Origin of the sequence: Mycobacterium sp. (assembly GCF_025933915.1) — a bacterium.
In the GTDB taxonomy this organism is placed as follows: domain Bacteria; phylum Actinomycetota; class Actinomycetes; order Mycobacteriales; family Mycobacteriaceae; genus Mycobacterium.
Genome location: NZ_JAICZA010000010.1, coordinates 21,707 through 38,779, shown reverse-complemented (window position 1 = coordinate 38,779; position 17,073 = coordinate 21,707). Strand labels below are relative to the sequence as shown.

Annotated in this window: 16 protein-coding genes; 2 read left to right on the top strand and 14 right to left on the bottom strand. The window is 69.5% G+C overall.

The window, feature by feature from the left end:
- Positions 1 to 57: 57 nt before the first annotated feature.
- The 4 genes from ftsY to Q0W90_RS02835 all read right to left on the bottom strand — a co-directional run bounded on the left by ftsY (position 58) and on the right by Q0W90_RS02835 (position 5,939).
- The gene (gene ftsY / locus Q0W90_RS02850; protein WP_297773063.1) at positions 58 to 1,323 is read right to left on the bottom strand and encodes a signal recognition particle-docking protein FtsY; all 1,266 of its coding nucleotides are present in this window, start codon (positions 1,321 to 1,323) and stop codon (positions 58 to 60) included.
- 52 nt (positions 1,324 to 1,375) lie between these two features.
- Positions 1,376 to 4,975, bottom strand: coding sequence for a chromosome segregation protein SMC (gene smc / locus Q0W90_RS02845; protein ID WP_297773061.1), 3,600 nt, complete (start codon positions 4,973 to 4,975; stop codon positions 1,376 to 1,378).
- 234 nt (positions 4,976 to 5,209) lie between these two features.
- Positions 5,210 to 5,503 (bottom strand): acylphosphatase, encoded by a 294-nt coding sequence (locus tag Q0W90_RS02840; protein WP_297773059.1) that lies wholly within the window; start codon positions 5,501 to 5,503, stop codon positions 5,210 to 5,212.
- A complete protein-coding gene (locus tag Q0W90_RS02835) occupies positions 5,490 to 5,939 on the bottom strand; it encodes an OsmC family protein (RefSeq protein WP_297698034.1) in 450 nt (149 codons plus the stop codon). Before Q0W90_RS02835 ends, Q0W90_RS02840 begins: the two co-directional genes overlap by 14 nt.
- 52 nt (positions 5,940 to 5,991) lie before the next feature.
- Here Q0W90_RS02835 and Q0W90_RS02830 point away from each other — a divergent pair, with 52 nt between their 5' ends.
- On the top strand, positions 5,992 to 6,768 hold the full coding sequence (locus Q0W90_RS02830) for a PIG-L family deacetylase (protein WP_297698036.1): 777 nt from the start codon (positions 5,992 to 5,994) through the stop codon (positions 6,766 to 6,768).
- A 21-nt stretch (positions 6,769 to 6,789) separates the two neighbouring features.
- Here Q0W90_RS02830 and mutM read toward each other — a convergent pair whose 3' ends face one another.
- From mutM to sepIVA, 4 genes are all read right to left on the bottom strand, one after another.
- Positions 6,790 to 7,638 (bottom strand): DNA-formamidopyrimidine glycosylase, encoded by an 849-nt coding sequence (gene mutM, locus Q0W90_RS02825; RefSeq protein WP_297698039.1) that lies wholly within the window; start codon positions 7,636 to 7,638, stop codon positions 6,790 to 6,792.
- Positions 7,639 to 7,653: 15 nt separating this feature from the next.
- Complete coding sequence (rnc, locus tag Q0W90_RS02820) at positions 7,654 to 8,367, bottom strand: ribonuclease III (RefSeq protein ID WP_297698041.1); 714 nt, start codon at positions 8,365 to 8,367, stop codon at positions 7,654 to 7,656.
- Positions 8,364 to 8,963 carry a DUF177 domain-containing protein gene (locus Q0W90_RS02815; protein WP_297773056.1) on the bottom strand — a complete coding sequence of 200 codons (600 nt, stop codon included), beginning with the start codon at positions 8,961 to 8,963 and terminating at the stop codon, positions 8,364 to 8,366. Before Q0W90_RS02815 ends, rnc begins: the two co-directional genes overlap by 4 nt.
- 69 nt (positions 8,964 to 9,032) lie before the next feature.
- Complete coding sequence (gene sepIVA / locus Q0W90_RS02810) at positions 9,033 to 9,770, bottom strand: cell division protein SepIVA (RefSeq protein WP_297698044.1); 738 nt, start codon at positions 9,768 to 9,770, stop codon at positions 9,033 to 9,035.
- 436 nt (positions 9,771 to 10,206) lie between these two features.
- Between sepIVA and Q0W90_RS02805 the strand changes: the two genes are divergently transcribed.
- Positions 10,207 to 11,373: a permease gene (locus Q0W90_RS02805; protein WP_297773053.1), complete on the top strand. Its 1,167-nt coding sequence runs from the start codon at positions 10,207 to 10,209 to the stop codon at positions 11,371 to 11,373.
- Positions 11,374 to 11,379: 6 nt separating this feature from the next.
- Here Q0W90_RS02805 and Q0W90_RS02800 read toward each other — a convergent pair whose 3' ends face one another.
- The 6 genes from Q0W90_RS02800 to Q0W90_RS02775 all read right to left on the bottom strand — a co-directional run bounded on the left by Q0W90_RS02800 (position 11,380) and on the right by Q0W90_RS02775 (position 17,041).
- Positions 11,380 to 13,089 (bottom strand): thiamine pyrophosphate-requiring protein, encoded by a 1,710-nt coding sequence (locus Q0W90_RS02800; protein WP_297596133.1) that lies wholly within the window; start codon positions 13,087 to 13,089, stop codon positions 11,380 to 11,382.
- Between the two features lie 112 nt (positions 13,090 to 13,201).
- Entirely contained in the window at positions 13,202 to 13,687 is a 486-nt protein-coding gene (coaD, locus tag Q0W90_RS02795; protein ID WP_297596135.1) for a pantetheine-phosphate adenylyltransferase, read from the bottom strand.
- Between the two features lie 178 nt (positions 13,688 to 13,865).
- Complete coding sequence (gene rsmD / locus Q0W90_RS02790) at positions 13,866 to 14,420, bottom strand: 16S rRNA (guanine(966)-N(2))-methyltransferase RsmD (protein WP_297596137.1); 555 nt, start codon at positions 14,418 to 14,420, stop codon at positions 13,866 to 13,868.
- Between the two features lie 10 nt (positions 14,421 to 14,430).
- Positions 14,431 to 15,063 (bottom strand): vitamin K epoxide reductase family protein, encoded by a 633-nt coding sequence (locus Q0W90_RS02785; protein WP_297773050.1) that lies wholly within the window; start codon positions 15,061 to 15,063, stop codon positions 14,431 to 14,433.
- Positions 15,060 to 15,827 carry a DsbA family protein gene (locus tag Q0W90_RS02780; RefSeq protein WP_297773046.1) on the bottom strand — a complete coding sequence of 256 codons (768 nt, stop codon included), beginning with the start codon at positions 15,825 to 15,827 and terminating at the stop codon, positions 15,060 to 15,062. Before Q0W90_RS02780 ends, Q0W90_RS02785 begins: the two co-directional genes overlap by 4 nt.
- A gap of 95 nt (positions 15,828 to 15,922) precedes the next feature.
- Positions 15,923 to 17,041: an alpha/beta hydrolase gene (locus Q0W90_RS02775; protein WP_297773044.1), complete on the bottom strand. Its 1,119-nt coding sequence runs from the start codon at positions 17,039 to 17,041 to the stop codon at positions 15,923 to 15,925.
- Between the last annotated feature and the right edge of the window lie 32 nt (positions 17,042 to 17,073).

Below are 17,073 nucleotides of genomic sequence, written 5' to 3'. Positions count from 1 at the left end.
GCAATGGTGCCGGCGTGTTTCAGCGGGATTAACGTCCCGCTCGCCGCGTCGGGGGCGTCAGCCAAGCAGCGCGTCGACGAAGGCGGCCGGTTCGAACGGCGCGAGGTCGTCGGGGCCCTCGCCGAGCCCGACCAGCTTGACCGGCACTCCGAGTTCCTGCTGGACCCTAAAGACGATGCCGCCCTTGGCCGTTCCGTCCAGTTTGGTCAGGACGGCACCGGTGATCTCGACGACCTCGGCGAATACCCGGGCCTGGGCCAGCCCGTTCTGCCCGATGGTGGCGTCGAGCACCAGCAACACCTCGTCGACCGCGGCGCGGCGCGTCACCACGCGCTTGACTTTGTCGAGTTCGTCCATCAGGCCGACCTTGGTGTGCAGCCGGCCCGCGGTGTCGATGAGCACCACGTCGACGCCCGCGGTGATGCCCTTGTCGACGGCGTCGAACGCCACCGATGCCGGGTCGGCGCCTTCGGCCCCGCGCACCACCTCCGCACCCACCTGCGACGCCCAGGTTTGCAGCTGATCGGCGGCCGCGGCCCGGAAGGTGTCGGCGGCGCCCAGGAGGACGCGTCGCCCGTCGGCGACCAGGACCCGGGCCAGCTTGCCGACGGTGGTGGTTTTCCCGGTGCCGTTCACGCCGACGACCAGCAGCACCGAGGGATGGTCGGCGTGCGGCAGCGCCCGGATCGAGCGGTCCATGCCGGGCTGCAGCTCCGTGATCAGCACGTCGCGCAGCACGGCCTTGGCGTCGGCCTCGGTGCGCACGTCGCTGCCGGCCAGCCGGCTGCGCAGCTGGGAGATCACCGCTTCGGCGACCACCGGGCCCAGGTCGGCGACGAGCAGGGTGTCCTCGACGTCCTGCCAGGCCTCTTCGTCCAGGTCGCCGCCGCCGAGCAGGCCCAGCACGCTGCGGCCGAACGCGTTCTGCGACCGGGCCAGCCGGCCGCGGAGCCGCTCGAGGCGGCCCTCCGGCGGCGCGATCTCCTCGAGGTCGGGGGCCGCCGGGGTTTCGGGCTCGGGTTCGGGGAGCTCGACGTCGGAGATGGTGCGCCGCGGCGCGTCGCGCGGAACGGCGGCGTCGTCGCCCACCGCGGGCAATCCGGTGGTGTCGAGCCGCTCGGCCGGCGGGGCGGTCGGGGTCTGGCTGAAGGTGATGCCCGAGGACGCGGTGTATCCGCCGGAGCGGTCGATCGCGCCGGGTTCGGTCCGGGTCGAGAAGCTGATCCGGCGCCGGCGGCGGTACCGCAGCAGGCCTGCGACCAGCACGACCAGGACGGCTAGAACTATCAGGACCGCGAGCGCGATCCAAAGACCTTGGGACACGCTGACATTGTTTCAAGCGGTGCGGTGCCGCCCGGCCACCGGCCCTGGCTGATCAGGTCGTGACCAGTTGCTCCACCTGCTGGCCGCGCATCCGCTGGGAGATCACCGCGGTGATGCCGTCGCCCTGCATGGTCACGCCGTAGAGCGCGTCGGCGACCTCCATCGTCGGCTTCTGGTGCGTGATGATGATGAGCTGCGAGCGCGCCCGCAGCAGCTCGAACAGCGAGATCAGGCGACGCAGGTTGGTGTCGTCGAGGGCCGCCTCCACCTCGTCCATGATGTAGAACGGTGACGGGCGGGCCCGGAAGATCGCCACCAGCATCGCCACCGCGGTCAGCGCCTTCTCGCCACCGGACAGCAGCGAGAGCCGGGTGACCTTCTTGCCCGGCGGACGGGCCTCCACCTCGATGCCGGTGGTGAGCATGTCGCCCGGATCCGTGAGCCGCAGCCGGCCCTCGCCGCCGGGGAACAGCACGGTGAAGACCTCGGTGAATTCGCGCTCCACGTCGGTGTAGGCCTCGCTGAACACCTGCAGGATGCGGGCGTCGACCTCGTCGACCACGCCGAGCAGATCCTTGCGGGCGGCCTTGACGTCCTCGAGCTGGGTGGACAGGAAGTTGTAGCGCTCCTCGAGCGCGGCGAACTCCTCGAGCGCCAGCGGGTTGACCCGGCCCAGTTCGGCCAGCTCGCGCTCGGCCCGCTTGGCCCGCCGCTCCTGGGTGGCCCGGTCGTAGGGAATCGGCGCGGGCGCGAAAACCTGCTCGCCGCGCTCCTTGGCCTGCTCGTACTCGGCCATCTCCAGATCGGTCGGCGGCAGCTGATTCTCCGGACCGTATTCGGCGATCAAATCGGCCGGTGCCATGCCGAATTGTTCGAGCACCATCTGCTCGAGCTGCTCGATCCGCATCGCCGCCTGGGCGTTGGCCACCTCGTCGCGGTGCAGCGAGTCGGTCAGGGCGGCCACCCGGGCGCTCAGCGCGTTCACCTCGTCACGCACCGCCGCCATCGCCGTCGCACGCCGCTGGCGTTCGGCGGCCAGGCCGTCGCGGATCGTGGACGCGGCATCGACGACCCCGGTCAACCGCTGCGCCAGCAGCCGGCCGGCGTCGGCCACCGCCGCCGCCACCGCGGCCGCGCGCAATCGCGCCTCACGCGCCTGCTGGGCGCGGAGCCGGGCTTCCCGTTCGGCGGCGGCCGCACGGCGCAACGAATCCGCCCGCCCGCGCACCGCGTTCGCGCGCTCCTCGGCGGTGCGCACCGCGAGCCGCGCCTCCACCTCGACGCTGCGCGCGTTTTCGGTGGCGGCGGCGATCTGCTGACGGTTCACCGGTTCGTCGGCCGGCGCCTGCTGGGTGTCTTGGGCGTTGCGCAGCCGGGTTTCCAGTTCGGTGACTTCGGCGACGGTCTGAGTCCGGCCCGCTTCGAGCTCCTCGCGTTGCCGCAGCAACCTGCTCCACTCGTCTTCCGACGTGCGGGCTTCCTGACCGAGCCGGCCCAGCTGCTCATACATCCCCGAGATGGCGCTGTCGGATTCGTTGAGGGCTGCCAGCGCCTGCTCGGCGGAATCCTGACGGGCGGCCTGCTCGGTCAGCGCGCCGGAGAGCGCCGCGCTCAGCTGAGCCACCCGGGCTTCCGCGGCGGTCAGCTCGTCACCGGCCTTGTCGATTTCCGAGGTCACCTCCAGCGTGGACAGCTTGCGGTCGGAGCCGCCGCTCACCCAGCCGGCGCCCACCAGGTCACCGTCGAGGGTGACCGCGCGCAATCGGGGATGCGCGGCCACCAGCGCCAGCGCCCGGTCCAGGTCGTCGACCACCGCCACGCCGGAGAGCATGGCCGTGACGGCCCCCCGCAGCCGCGCGGGAGCGTCGATCAAGTCGAGCGCCCACAGCGCGCCCGCCGGGGCGGCGTCGGGCGCGGGGTGATCGGCGGGCCAGTCACCCAGCACCAGCGCGGCGCGGCCGCCGTCGGCCTGTTTGAGCGCGGCGACCGCGGAGCGGGCGGCGCCGAAGCTCTCGGCGGCCAGCGCGTCGGCCGCCGATCCCAGCACCGCGGCCAGCGCCGCTTCGTAGCCCGAGCGAACCTTGACCAGCTTGGCCATCGGCCCCAAAAGTCCTGTGCCGGAATGATTTTGGGTAAGCCAGGCGGCGCCGTCCTTGCGCTCGAGCCCCACGGCGAGCGCGTCGATGCGGGCTCGCAGCGAGGCCACCTGGCGTTCGGCGTCCCGCTCGGCGGACTGCAGTTCGGCCACGCGTGCGTCGGCCAACCGCAACGCGGCCACGGTGCGCTCGTGGTGCTCGTCGAGGCCCATCTCGCCCTGATCGAGTTCGCCGACGCGCCCCTGCACGGTTTCGAATTCGGCCTTGGCCTGCTGCGCGCGGGCGGCGGCCTGTTCGATGCGTTCGGACAGGCGCACGACGCTGTCGTCGATCGACTCGACGCGCGCCCGCATCGTTTCCACCTGACCGGCCAGCCGCGCTAGACCTTCACGCCGATCCGCCTCCGCGCGTACCGCCGCCATGTGGGCCCGATCGGCCTCGGCGGCTTCGCGCTCGCGTTCGGCCAACTCGGCGCGGGCACCATCGAGCCGGGTGCGCGCCGTGCCCAATTCGGCCAGCAGCCGCTGCTCGGCGACCGCGACCTGCTCGGCCTCGGCGTCCAGGTCTTCGGGATTTCTGGGGTCGGTGTCGCTGGTCGCGACCGGCTCCACGTCGAGGTGCTGAGCCCGCTCGCTGGCGATGCGCACCGTGGCGGCAACCCGTTCGGCCAGCGCGGACAGCGCGAACCAGGTGTGCTGCACCGATTCGGCGCGACCGGAGAGTTCGCCCACGGCCGTTTCGTGCGCGGTGAGCTCCTCGGAGGCCAGGGCCAGCCGTGAGGCGGCCTCGTCGTGCTCGCGCCGCATGGCGGCCTCGGCCTCGAAGATGGCCTCGCGTTCGCCCTTGCGGTTGACCAGGTCGTCGGCGGCCAGCCGCAACCGGGCGTCGCGCAGGTCGGCCTGGATCGTCTGGGCGCGACGGGCCACCTCGGCCTGGCGGCCCAACGGTTTGAGCTGACGGCGCAGTTCGGTGGTCAGGTCGGAGAGCCGAGCCAGGTTCGCCGACATCGCGTCGAGTTTGCGGAGGGCCTTTTCCTTGCGCTTGCGGTGCTTGAGCACACCGGCGGCTTCTTCGATGAACGCGCGGCGGTCTTCGGGCCGCGATTGCAGGATCTCGTCGAGCTTGCCCTGCCCGACGATGACGTGCATCTCGCGGCCGATCCCGGAGTCGCTCAGCAGTTCCTGAACATCCATCAAACGGCAACTGCTGCCGTTGATTTCGTATTCACTGGCGCCGTCGCGGAACATCCGCCGGGTGATCGAGACCTCGGAGTATTCGATGGGCAGCGCGTTGTCGGAGTTGTCGATGGTGACGGTGACTTCGGCGCGGCCCAGCGGGGCGCGCGACGAGGTCCCGGCGAAGATGACGTCCTCCATCTTGCCGCCGCGCAGGGTCTTGGCGCCCTGCTCCCCCATCACCCAGGCCAGGGCGTCGACGACATTGGATTTGCCCGAGCCGTTGGGCCCGACCACGGCGGTGATACCCGGCTCGAAACGCAGAGTCGTCGGCGAGGCAAAGGACTTGAAGCCCTTCAGCGTCAGACTCTTGAGGTACACGGCGAGCCAGACTACCGCTCAAATCGCCCCGGGCAGCTGCACCGAGGGGTGTCGGCCGACCCGAAATAAGCCCGTGGTTTCCGCGGGCGACGCACTGGTCACAATGGTCACATCAGCCACGGGAAGAAGACGCATTGCGCCTTCTGAAACGTGATAGCGGCGGCGCTCGCACGTTCGCGCGTTGCACATGGAGGCTTACACGATGCCGCTGTGGCTGGTGTGACGCGGCGGGCTTCAGCGCTCGACGAAACCCTCGAAACGCTCCTGCGGCTGCGACCAGTCGGCCACGACCTCGTCGACACGGCCGGGCTGGGTGGGCCATGTCGCACCGCCTCGCAGCAGGTCCAGCAGTTTGTCGCCGGCCTGCCGCGCCCCCTGGGCGACCACCAGCACGGAGCCGTCGGCCTGGTTGGCCGCATAGCCGGTGAGGCCCAGCTCCAACGCCCGGCAGCGCGTCCACCAGCGGAAACCGACCCCCTGGACGTTGCCGTACACCTGGGCGGTGAGCCGGGCGTCAGGGTCCGACATCGTTGGCTCCGGAGTTGGCTCCGGAGTTGGCCTCGGAGGCGACCTCGAAGGTGACGGTGGTGCCGGACTTCAGGGTGCGCCCGACAGTGCACACCTGGTCGACGGCCCGGTTGACCACGACCAGCAGGCGCTCCTTCTCGTCGGCGGCCAACGCCGACAGGTCCAGCTGCAGCGTCTCCTCGAGCAGCGGATAGCGTTCCTGCTCGCGGTCGGCGGCGCCGGACACCCTGATGACCGCCTTGTAGTCGTCGCCCAGCCGGCGGGCCAGCGGCATATCGCTGGACATCCCGCTGCAGGCCGCGAGCGCGATCTTGAGCAGCTCGCCGGGTGTGAACACGCCGTCGACGTCCTCGGAGCCGACGAGTACCTGCGCTCCCCGCGAGCTGTATCCCGTGTAGCGGCGAGTTCCGGTGCGTTCCACCCATAGTTCGGCCATGGCTCATTTCTACCGGGCACCCGCGTCGTGACGCGCGGGCATACTGCTTTGCATGGCCACCGTCGTCGCGTTCCACGCCCACCCGGACGACGAGGTCGTGCTCACCGGTGGCACCCTCGCGCGGGCCGCCGCCGCCGGGCACCGCGTCGTCGTGGTCACGGCGACCGACGGGCGGGTCCACAACGAGGACGACAACCGTCTGGGCGAATTACGGTCAAGCGCAACGATTCTCGGGGCACAGCGGGTTGAGTGCCTCGGCTACGCCGACAGCGGCTACGGCCCGCTGTTCTATCCGGATCCGCCCGGACGTATTCGATTCGGGCGGGCGGACCTCGACGAGGCGGCGGGGCGGCTGGCCACCATCCTTCGCGATGAGGACGCCGATCTGCTGCTCAGCTACCAGCCCAACGGCGGCTACGGCCATCGCGATCATGTGCAGGTGCATCACGTCGGCAAGCGAGCCGCCGAACTCGCCGCGACCCCCCGGGTGCTCGAGGTGACGATGCCGCGCGAAATGCTGCTTCGGGTCAGCGATCTCGCGCACCTGTTGCGCCTTCCCGGACCGTACGAACGCGACATTGTCCGCGGCGTGTACGCCCCACGCGCGACAATCACGCACCGGGTCAACGTCTTTCGCTTCGCCCGCCAGAAGCGAGATGCTTTTGCCGCGCACCGTTCCCAGATCGGCCGTTCCGGTCTGGCGGCGCGCGCGTACGGCCTACTGCTGCGGTTACCGCCCCAGGTGTTCGGTGCGCTGTTCAGCCACGAGTGGTTCGTGGACCCGGCGCTGCCCGCCGGGACACCGCGCCGCCGCGACATCTTCGAGTGATCCCGCGGCACCGAAGGCCACTCAACGTCGCGGGCGCGGTTGACACTTCGGGCAATAGAACGACGAGCGGTTCATGAATTTCTCCCTGCGCATCACCGCGCCGCAGCGGCGGCAGCTTTCGCCTTCCCGCCCGTAGGCGTCCAGTGAGCGGTCGAAATACCCGGATTCACCGTTGACGTTGACGTACAGCGAATCGAACGAGGTCCCGCCTTTGGCCAGCGCATCGCGCATCACGTCGGCGGCCGCGTCCAGCACGGCGGTCAACTGCGCGCGGCTCAGCGTGGCGGCGATCCGCGCCCCGTGCACCTTGGCCCGCCACAGCGCCTCGTCGGCGTAGATGTTGCCGATGCCCGACACCACCTGCTGATCGAGCAACTGCCGCTTGATCTCGGAGTGCTTGCGCCGCAACACTTTCACGACCGCATCGGCGTCGAACCGGGGGTCCAGCGGATCGCGCGCCAGGTGCGCGACGGGCTCGGGCACCACGCTGCCGTCCACCTCGACCAGGTCGGCGAGCATCCACCCGCCGAAGGTGCGTTGGTCGGCGAAGCTCAGCACGGTCCCGTCGTCGAGCAGTGCGGAGATCCGGACGTGGTCGGCGCGCGGCACCGTACCGAGCAGCATCTGCCCGCTCATGCCGAGGTGCACGACGAGCGCCGCGTCGCTATCGAGCAGCAGCCACAGGTACTTGCCGCGCCGATCGGTGCCGGTGATCGACTCGTTCAACAGCCGGGCAGTGAGGTCCGCGGGTCCCGCTTCGTGGCGACGCACCGCGCGCGGGTGATGCACCCGGACGGCGGTGATCGTCTTGCCCACGACGTGGGCCTGCAGGCCGCGGCGCACCACCTCGACTTCGGGCAGTTCGGGCATCTAGACGGTCACCATCTAGATGGACGTCGTCCCCGCGGTGTCCAGCGCCTCCAGCGCTTTCCAGGTCGCCGCCGCGGCCTTCTGCTCGGCTTCCTTTTTGGAGCGGCCCACGCCCGAGCCGTATTCGGTGTCCGCCACCACGACCACCGCGGTGAATTCCTTGTCGTGATCGGGGCCGGTGGAGGTGACAACGTAGGACGGCGCACCCATGCTGCGGGCCGCGGTCAGCTCCTGCAGGCTGGTCTTCCAATCCAGCCCGGCCCCCAGCGTGGGCGCGGCATCCAGCAGCGGGCCGAACAGCCTCAGAATCACCTCGCGCGCCACGTCGATCCCGTGCTCGAGGTAGATCGCGCCCAGCAGCGATTCCATGCCGTCGGCCAGGATGCTCGACTTGCCCGCGCCACCGGTGTTCGCCTCCCCGCGCCCCAGCAACAGGTGCACCCCGAGGCCGCCCTCGCACAGCTTTCGCCCGACATCGGCCAGCGCCTGGGTGTTGACGATGCTGGCCCGCAGCTTGGCCAGGTCCCCCTCGCTCCGGTCGGGGTGGCGGTGGTAGAGCTCGTCGGTGATGGTCAGGCCCAGCACGGCGTCGCCCAGAAATTCCAGCCGCTCGTTGGTCGGCAGCCCGCCGTGTTCGTAGGCGTAGCTGCGATGCGTCAATGCCAAGGACAGCAGCCCGTCGGCCAGCTCAACCCCGAGGGCGTCGAGCAGAGCCTGCCGCGAGCTCACTGCTCACCCCGCGACTCGTCCGCCTCTGGCGTGAACATGCCCGCCAGCTTGGCCCACCGCGGATCGATGAGGTCGTGGTGATGGCCGGGCTCGGCGGCCAGGGAAACTCCGCATTCGGGGCACAGCCCCGGACAGTCCGGCGTACACACGGGCGAAAACGGAAGTTCCAGTCCCACGGCGTCGACGATGGACTGCTCGAGGTCGACGATGTCGTCGACGATATGGCCGACCTCGTCCGCCTCGGTGGTCGCCTCGGTGGCGCTGTCCGGGTAGGCGAACAGTTCGGTCAGCCGCACGTGCACCTGGCCGTCGAGCGGGGTCAGGCAGCGCGCACATTCGCCGGCGGTGGGCGCGGTCACCGTCCCGGTCACCAGGACGCCCTCGGACACCGACTGAACTTGTAGGTCCAAGTCCAGGGGGGCGCCGGCCTCGATCGCGATCATGTCCAAGCCGATGCGCGCCGGGCTGGGCACGGTCTTCCGCAGAGTCACCATCGCGCCGGGCCGCCGCCCGAGCCGGGTGATGTCGAACGTCATCGGCCCGGATAGCCGTGGCGCGGCGCCGCGAGTCGACGATGTGCTGTGCCGGCGCGTCATATCAGAAATCCTACGGCGCCGGCCGCACAATTCCAGGGCGCGCCCGCCCGGTGAACGGGCCGCGAAACGCTAGCGGACCGCGTAGTCGTGCGTTCCGGCCGCCGTCCGCAGTTGGTGGCGGCCACGCCCCACCGACCGAAGGGTGCCGTTGAGGAATTCCTCGAACTCGGCGAGCTTGTTGTCGACGTAGATGTCGCATTCGCCCCGCAGCCGGTCGGCCTCGGCGTGCGCCGAGTCGATGAGCCGGGTGGCCTCGGCGTTGGCCGCCTCCACCACGCTGTTCTGCGATACCAGGCGTTGCTGTTCTTTGATGCCCTCTTGCACGGCCTTCTCGTAGGAGATGTTGCCGTTTTCGAGCAGCCGGTCGGCTTCGGCCTGGGCGCGGCCGACGCTGGCCTCGTACTCGCGTTTGGCCGCGGTGGCGATGCGAATCGACTCCTCGCGCGCCTCGCCGACCATCCGTTCGCTGTGCTGGCGCGCTTCGCTCACCATCCGGTCGGCCTGCGCCTTCGCGTCGGACAGCAGCCGGTCAGCCTCGGCGCGGGAGTGATTGAGCATCGCCTCCGACTCGGTGGTCGCCGAGGAAACCATGGACTCGGAGTGCGTCTTGGCGTCCTGCAGCATGGAATCGCGGGCGTCCAGCACGTCCTGGGCGTCGTCCAGTTCGCCCGGAATCGCGTCCTTGATGTCGTCGATCAGCTCCAGTACGTCACCGCGGGGCACCACGCAGCCGGCCGTCATCGGGACGCCGCGGGCTTCTTCGACGATGGCGCTCAATTCGTCCAGCGCTTCAAACACTCGATACACGGCCGTACCCTCCTGGCGTCTGCAAAACTCCTGTTGTTACCAGTGTGCCTGGTGATGTCCCTGTGACAGTGGTGGCGACGCCGGTGTGTCGGGTATTTGCCCGTTCGCGGCGCCCTAGACGCCCCGGCGCGCCGGTCCCGGCGTGGCCGTGATGAGTGAATTTCATGCGAAAGCGCCCGTTCACGCTGTTTTCGCGGCGGCGGCGGCCGCGCGAGATCGTCCGTCCATATTCGTCGCCGGGCCCCGCCGCCGCGACGTTTGCCCTGGTGCGGGTTTTGCGTCGACGCGCCCGGGCCCGACTGTTTGCCAGCGATTCTAGGGTGGGAGAAGCCGCCACACCATCGCGGCCCGCGCCGTGATACCCCCGAGGGGTATACTCCGACGCGTCGGAACGGACACACCGCACGCCAACGGCTCACCGCAGGAGGTCGCAGTGATGACGGTGCTATCGGCGGTCGGGCACGCCTTGACGCTTGCGGGCTCGATGACCTGGGAAATCCTGTGGGCGCTGATCGTGGGATTCGCCCTCTCGGCGGTGGTGCAGGCCGTCGTGCGGCGCTCGACCATCGTGGCCCTGATGGGTGACGACCGTCCGCGCACCTTGGCGGTGTCCGCCGGGTTGGGCGCGGCATCCTCGTCGTGCTCGTACGCCGCGGTGGCCCTGGCGCGATCGCTATTCCGCAAGGGGGCGAACTTCACCGCGGCGATGGCGTTCGAGATCGGTTCCACCAACCTCGTCGTGGAATTGGGCATCATCCTGGCGCTGCTGATGGGCTGGCAGTTCACCGCCGCGGAGTTCGTCGGCGGCCCCTTGATGATCGTGGTGCTCGCCGTCTTGTTCCGGCTGTTCGTGCGTTCGCGACTCGTCGACGCCTCCCGCGAGCAGGCCGAGCGCGGAATCGCCGGGTCGATGGAAGGCCATGCCGCCATGGACATGTCGATCAAAGGGGACGGCTCGTTCTGGCGACGGCTCTTCTCCCCACCGGGCTTCACCTCGGTCTCGCACGTGTTCGTGATGGAGTGGCTGGCGATCCTGCGCGACCTCATCCTGGGCTTGCTGATCGCGGGGGCCGTCGCGGCGTGGGTGCCCGAAAAGTTCTGGCAGAGCTTCTTTTTGGTGGATCACCCGGTCTGGTCGGCGCTGTGGGGCCCGATCGTGGGCCCGGTCGTGGCGATCGTGTCCTTTGTGTGCTCGATCGGCAATGTTCCGCTGGCCGCGGTGCTGTGGAACGGGGGCATCAGCTTCGGCGGTGTCATCGCGTTCATCTACGCCGACCTGTTGATCCTGCCGATCCTGAACATCTACCGCAAGTACTACGGCGCCAGGATGATGCTGACGTTGCTGGGCACCTTCTACGCCGCGATGGTCGCCGCCGGATACCTGGTCGAATTGATCTTCGGCACAACCAATCTCATTCCCGCCCAGCGCACCGCGACCGTGCTGGAGGCGTCGATCTCGTGGAACTACACGACCTGGCTCAACATCGCCTTCCTGGCGCTCGCGGTCCTACTGATCGTCGGGTTCGTCACCTCCGGGGGCCTGCCGATGCTGCGCATGATGGGTGGTTCCCCCGACGCCGAGGAACCCGCGCATCGCCCCTGACGCGCCTCAGGGTTGCGGCAACCGCACGTCGAGCACCGTGCACCGGCCTTCGTCGGCCTCGGCGAGCGCCCATCCGAGGGCCTCACGCATCTCGGCCGGCGTGGTCACGCCGCGTCCGCTGCCTCCGCAGGCCCGCGCGAGGGCGGCGTAGTCGGTGTCCGGCGTGAGTCGTGTCTCGGGAAAGTCGTTCTCCCGCACCGATATTCCATCCTGGTACAACTCCATCACGGGCAACTTGGAGGCCAGATACGAGTGATTGTTCAGGACCACCGTCACGAAGGGCGCACCATGGCGATGCGCCGACCACAACGCGGCGGTGGGCACGCCGAAGTTAAACGAACCGTCACCGCATATCGCGACGACGGGCGCCTCCGGCCGGGCGAGTTTGACCCCGAAGGCACCTCCGAGCGCCCAGCCCAATGCCGGTGCGCCCGTGTCGAAGAAGTACCCCGGTGGCCGCTGTATCTGTCGGGCCACGGCGGGCCGGTTGGTCACGGCCTCCTGGACGACCACGGCGTTTTCCGGCAGCGCGCCGCCCAGCGCGGCCAGCATCGCGTCGGGTGCGTCCGCCGGGCGATCGGACGCGGCCCGGCGGACCGCATCCCGGCGGCATTGCGCGACATCGGATTCGGCCGCCTGCCGCCGCGCGCTCCACTTCTCGCGTCGCTCGTCGGTGGCCAGCCGCAGCAGGGTCTGTTCGAGCAGCAACAACGTCACCCGGGTGTCGGCGGTCAACGCGATCTCGACCGGGTAGGACCATAGCGGCATGCTCGCCTTGACCGGGTCCGCGTCGATCTGCACCACGCGCGCATCGGCGGGCGGGGCCAGCTGCGCGGGCACCCAGGGCACTTCGCAGTCCAGCAGCAGCACGGTGTCGGCGGTTTCCAGCGGGGCCGCGTCGCCCACCATGTGCAGCGGGTGCCCGAGCGGCAGGTTGGCGCGGTCGCCCTGGTCGATCACCGGCGCACCGAGCAATTCGGCGATGCGGGCCAGCACGGTCGCGGCCCCCGGTTCCGCGGCCGTCCTGGAGGTGACGATGACGACCCGCTGCCCGGCGACCAGGATGCCCGCCAGCCGGCCCAGCGCCCCCGGGTCCGGGCCGGGCGGTATCGCCGGCGGCAGCCGGCGCGGCAACGCGCGGCTGCCGGGCTCCATCAGGGCTTCGCGCGGCAGCATGACGTAGGCGGGCCCGGACGGGCTGGATTGGGCGACCTGGAATGCCCGCCGGACGATCGGGGCCAGCTCGCGGCCGCGCGGTACCTCCATGTGCCATTTGGCGTAGTTGCGCACGACGCCCGGCTGGTCGAGTTGCTCCTGCTGCCAATGGATGTAGGTGTCGCGGTGGCCGCGGACCTCCGGCGCCGAGCTGTAGGGGGTGCGCCCGGCGAACACCACCACCGGAGTCCCGTTGCGCTGAGCGTTGTGCAGCTGACAGCCCAGGTTCAGCGTCCCGGCATCGACGTGCACCATGACCGCCTGCGGTCGGCCGCTGGCCATGTGATGGCCGATGGCGGCCGCCAAGGCGACGCTCTCGTGGACACACAACACCGCCCGCGGGCTCGGTGTGCCGGCCGCGCGCGCCGCCGCCAGCGCCTCCTGGATCGGGGCGGAATCCGTTCCGGGATTGATGAAGAAGTGCGCGACTCCCTCGTCGGCGAGCAGGGCGATCAGATCGGCCGCGGCCTCGGGGACGTCGAAGAGATTCTCTACCGTCATGGCTGCCGTTCTCCTATCGACGTCGGCGACCTCGCGAAACCCCCTCTTGACGAATCAGATCTTCAAAATACGTTCCGCGCCGGCGTAGGTGATGTGTTCCGGTCGACCGGGCTCAACGTGTGCGCCCGGAACGCTTTTCGCGCAAGCGGCGGTTGACCGGTTCGGGCAGTAACTCCGACACGTCACCGCCGAGCATCGCGACCTCTTTGGCCAACGACGACGACACGAACGAATACCGGGGCGCGGTCGCGACGAAAAAGGTGTCGACCCCGGCGACGTGTTTGTTCATCTGGGCCATCTGCAGCTCGTATTCGAAGTCGGTGCCGGTGCGCAGCCCCTTCACGATGGCGGTCATCCCCCGCGACCGCACGAAGTCGACGACCAGGCCTTCTCCGGCCTCCACCCGCAGATTGGGCAGATGCGTCGTCGATTCGTTGATCATCGCGATCCGCTCGTCGAGGTCGAAAAGGCCCTTCTTGGCGGGATTGATCAGGATCGCCACCACCACCTCATCGAACTGAGCCGACGCCCGCTCGAAGACGTCGATGTGGCCCAACGTCACCGGGTCAAACGAGCCCGGGCACACCGCGCCGCTCATGACGCGCGCCGGCGACAATGCAGAGCGAAGCGATGCGGAGGAGCGGCGCGCATGTCGCGCGCCGGCGACGATGCAGAGCAAGCGATGCGGAGGAGCGGCGCCATGACGCGCGCCGGCGACGATGCAGAGCAAGCGATGCGGAGGAGCGGCGCCATGACGAATGACGGTACACGCCCACTCACAGCCGTTCGGCCAGCTCCAAACGGGTGTCGCCGTAAACCCGTTGCGGCCACATCGACCAGCCGGCCGGCCAGCGCAGCGGCGCACCGCCGGCCGCGCGCTCGAGCACCGCGACGCCGCCCTCACGCACCCAGCCATGCGCCGTCAACGCCGCCAGCACCGCCTCGACCTCGGCGGCCCCGACGTCGTAGGGCGGATCGGCCAGGACAAGATCCACGGCGGACGCGGTGCCGGCCGCCAGCACGGCCGCCACCGCTCCCCGGCGCAGCGTCGCACCGCTCAGGCCCAGGGTGTCGATGTTGCGCGCGATGACGGACGCGGCGCGCGGGTCGGACTCCACGAAGAGCGCGGTGGCGGCCCCTCGGGAGAGGGCCTCGAGTCCCAGGGCGCCCGAGCCCGCGTACAGGTCCAGCACCGCAAGGCCGCTCAGCTCGCGGCGCGCGGTCAGGATGTTGAACAGCGACTCGCGGACGCGGTCGGTGGTGGGCCGGGTGCCCCGGGGCGGGACCGCGATGCGCCGGCCCCCGGCCACGCCGCCGATGATCCGGGTCACCTGCCAATACCTACAGCAGCGTCGACCAATAGTCCCAGAACCGCGCCATGCACAGGAGAAACACCGCGGTGAACCACAGCGCGGCGATCGACCACCGCCATTCGTGGACCACCCACGCCAGACCGGATCGCCGGTCCCCCATCACCGGGCGATACGCGATCGAGGCGACCACCACCAGCAGTGACATGGTGACCGCCCACACCACCATGCAGTACGGGCACAACGCGCCGATGCGATACAGGCTCTGGAAGATCAACCAGTGCACGAACACCACGCCGGCCAGCACCCCGACCGTCAATCCCACCCAATACCATTGGGGCAGAGTCACTTTCGTCAACGCCAGCAGCCCGGTGACGATCACCACGGTGAAGGCCACCAGGCCGAGCAGCGGATTGGGGAATCCCAGCAGCGACGCCTGCGGCGTGATCATCACCGAGCCGCACGACAGGATCGGGTTGATGTTGCAGGACGGCACATACGACGAGTCGAGCAGGATGTCGATCTTCTCGACCGTCAGGGTCATCGACGCAATTAGGCCGACCACCCCGGCGATCAGCAGCCACCAGGCGCTGAGCGGCGGTACCCGGGCCGGGGTCAGATCCCCGCTGGGATCGGCGGATTCTGTCGACACCGCACCGGTCACATGGCGGCCGGCGCGACCGCGCCGTCGAGGCCCGGGATGTTGCCCACGATCTCTTTGATCTTGCTGACCAACGCTTCGGGTGTCGACGGGTCGTAGTCCTCGCCGTTGATCTTGATGGTCGGCGTGGCCTTGATCTGCGCGGCGGCCGCTTCGCCGCTGACCTTGTCCAGGTACTTGCCACTGTTGATGCAGTCCGGCACCTTGCCCACGACGCCGGCCTGACGCGCGATTTCGATCAACCGCGCGTTGTCCGGGAAACTCTTGCCGGTTTCGCTGGGCTGAATGTCGGTGGTGAACAGCGCGGTATGGAAGCGGCGGAACGCGTCGACGGATTCGTCGGCGACGCAGCGGGCCGCGGCGCCGGCCCGCGACGGGTAGTTCTGGTTCCTCGAGCTGTCCAGGATCGACACCATGGAGTAATCGGCCGCGATGGCCCCGACGTCGATGAGCCGAGACACCGTCGGCCCGAAGGTGCGCTCGAAGTTACCGCAGGCCGGGCACAGGAAGTCCTCGTAGAACGTCACCACGGCCTTGGGGTTGTCGCTGCCGGGCTGGGTGACCAGCTTGCTCGACGTCACCCGCACCGTGTCCCCCGCACCGGTGGTGGCGGGCTTCTTGTGGTGCGACGTCACGATGTAGAAGACGAGGACGACCGCGAAGATCACAACGAACGCGGTACCGCCGATCTGGACGAGTCGGCCGGATTTACCGCCGGAGGCCGACTTCATGTCGAATCGTGGGGGGCGTTTGGGTTTGTCGGCCACAGGTTCCCTGATCTTTCGGTACTCGAGTTGTCGGTCTGCCGACCAAGCGGTCGGACAAGGCGCCTCTAGATTACCGACGCCCGCCGCTCAGCGACTCAGACCCGGCTCAGGTGCGCGCGCAGCGCCGAGATCAACTCGGTCGTCGCCACCATGCTGTCGCCGCCCAGCTGGAACAGACTGGCGAAGCCATGGGTCAGTGAGCCCAGGTAACGCAGGTCGACCGCGGTCCCGGCGGCGCGCAGCGCCTCGGCGTAGCTTTCGCCCTCGTCGCGCAGTGGGTCGAACCCCGCGATCGCGATCAGCGCGGGGGCCAGTCCGGCCAGCGATTCGGCCAGCGCCGGCGAGACGCGCGGATCCGTCCGGTCGAGATCCGAACGCCGCAGATACTGGGATTCGAACCAGTCGATGTCCCGTTTGGTCAGCAGGAAGCCGCGCGAGAAAAGGCTCAGTGACCGGGTCTGCGCGGTGAAGTCGGTCCGCGGATAGAGCAGCCATTGCAGCACCGGCGCTGGGCCGCCGTCGTCGCGCGCCCGCTGGCTCACGACGGCGGCGAGGTTGCCGCCGGCGCTGTCGCCGCCGACCGCGACCCGCCCCGGGGTCGCGCCCAGCTCGCCGGCGTGCTCGTACGCCCACGTGAACGCCGCGTACGCGTCCTCGATCGCGGCCGGCGCGGGGTGCTCGGGAGCCAGCCGGTAGTCGATCGACAACACGTGGACGCCGGCATCACGGCAGGTCAGCCTGCACAGCGTGTCGTGAGTGTCCAAGTCACCGATCGACCAGCCGCCGCCGTGGTAGAAGACCAGCAGGGGCGCCGCTTCGCCGTCGGCCGGACGATAGTGCCGCGCCGCGATTGCACCGGCCGGGCCGGGCAGCGACAACTCGTTGACGTCGACGTGGATCTGCGGACCGGGGAAGCCCACCGTGGACTCGCGCATCTGGGCGCGCGACGCCTGCGGGTCGTCGCCGACCACCAGCCCGTCGATGCCGACGGCGCGCAGGCCCGACAACATCAGCTGCAAGGTCGGATCGAGGGTGTTGCCGTCGATGATGACCGAACGGCCGCGGACCAGCGCTCGTCGCACCGCGGTCGGGATCCACGGGATGACCTTGACTCCGACGCTGGTGACGGCGCCCTGGATGCGACTGGCCAGGGGAACCGATGCGCGTGGCGCTCCGGTGTGAACGCCTGGTGCGGCAGACAGCGGCTTGGTCATGGGCAACCCCCTTTTGAACAACGTGGTACCCG

Coding starts and splice junctions, on each gene's coding strand:
- Q0W90_RS02840 (WP_297773059.1), bottom strand. CDS start 5,503: ATGTCGGACCCTGACGCCCGGCTCACCGCCCAGGTGTACGGCAACGTC.
- Q0W90_RS02835 (WP_297698034.1), bottom strand. CDS start 5,939: ATGGCCGAACTATGGGTGGAACGCACCGGAACTCGCCGCTACACGGGA.
- Q0W90_RS02830 (WP_297698036.1), top strand. CDS start 5,992: ATGGCCACCGTCGTCGCGTTCCACGCCCACCCGGACGACGAGGTCGTG.
- mutM (WP_297698039.1), bottom strand. CDS start 7,638: ATGCCCGAACTGCCCGAAGTCGAGGTGGTGCGCCGCGGCCTGCAGGCC.
- Q0W90_RS02815 (WP_297773056.1), bottom strand. CDS start 8,963: ATGACGCGCCGGCACAGCACATCGTCGACTCGCGGCGCCGCGCCACGG.
- Q0W90_RS02805 (WP_297773053.1), top strand. CDS start 10,207: ATGACGGTGCTATCGGCGGTCGGGCACGCCTTGACGCTTGCGGGCTCG.
- Q0W90_RS02800 (WP_297596133.1), bottom strand. CDS start 13,089: ATGACGGTAGAGAATCTCTTCGACGTCCCCGAGGCCGCGGCCGATCTG.
- coaD (WP_297596135.1), bottom strand. CDS start 13,687: ATGAGCGGCGCGGTGTGCCCGGGCTCGTTTGACCCGGTGACGTTGGGC.
- Q0W90_RS02775 (WP_297773044.1), bottom strand. CDS start 17,041: ATGACCAAGCCGCTGTCTGCCGCACCAGGCGTTCACACCGGAGCGCCA.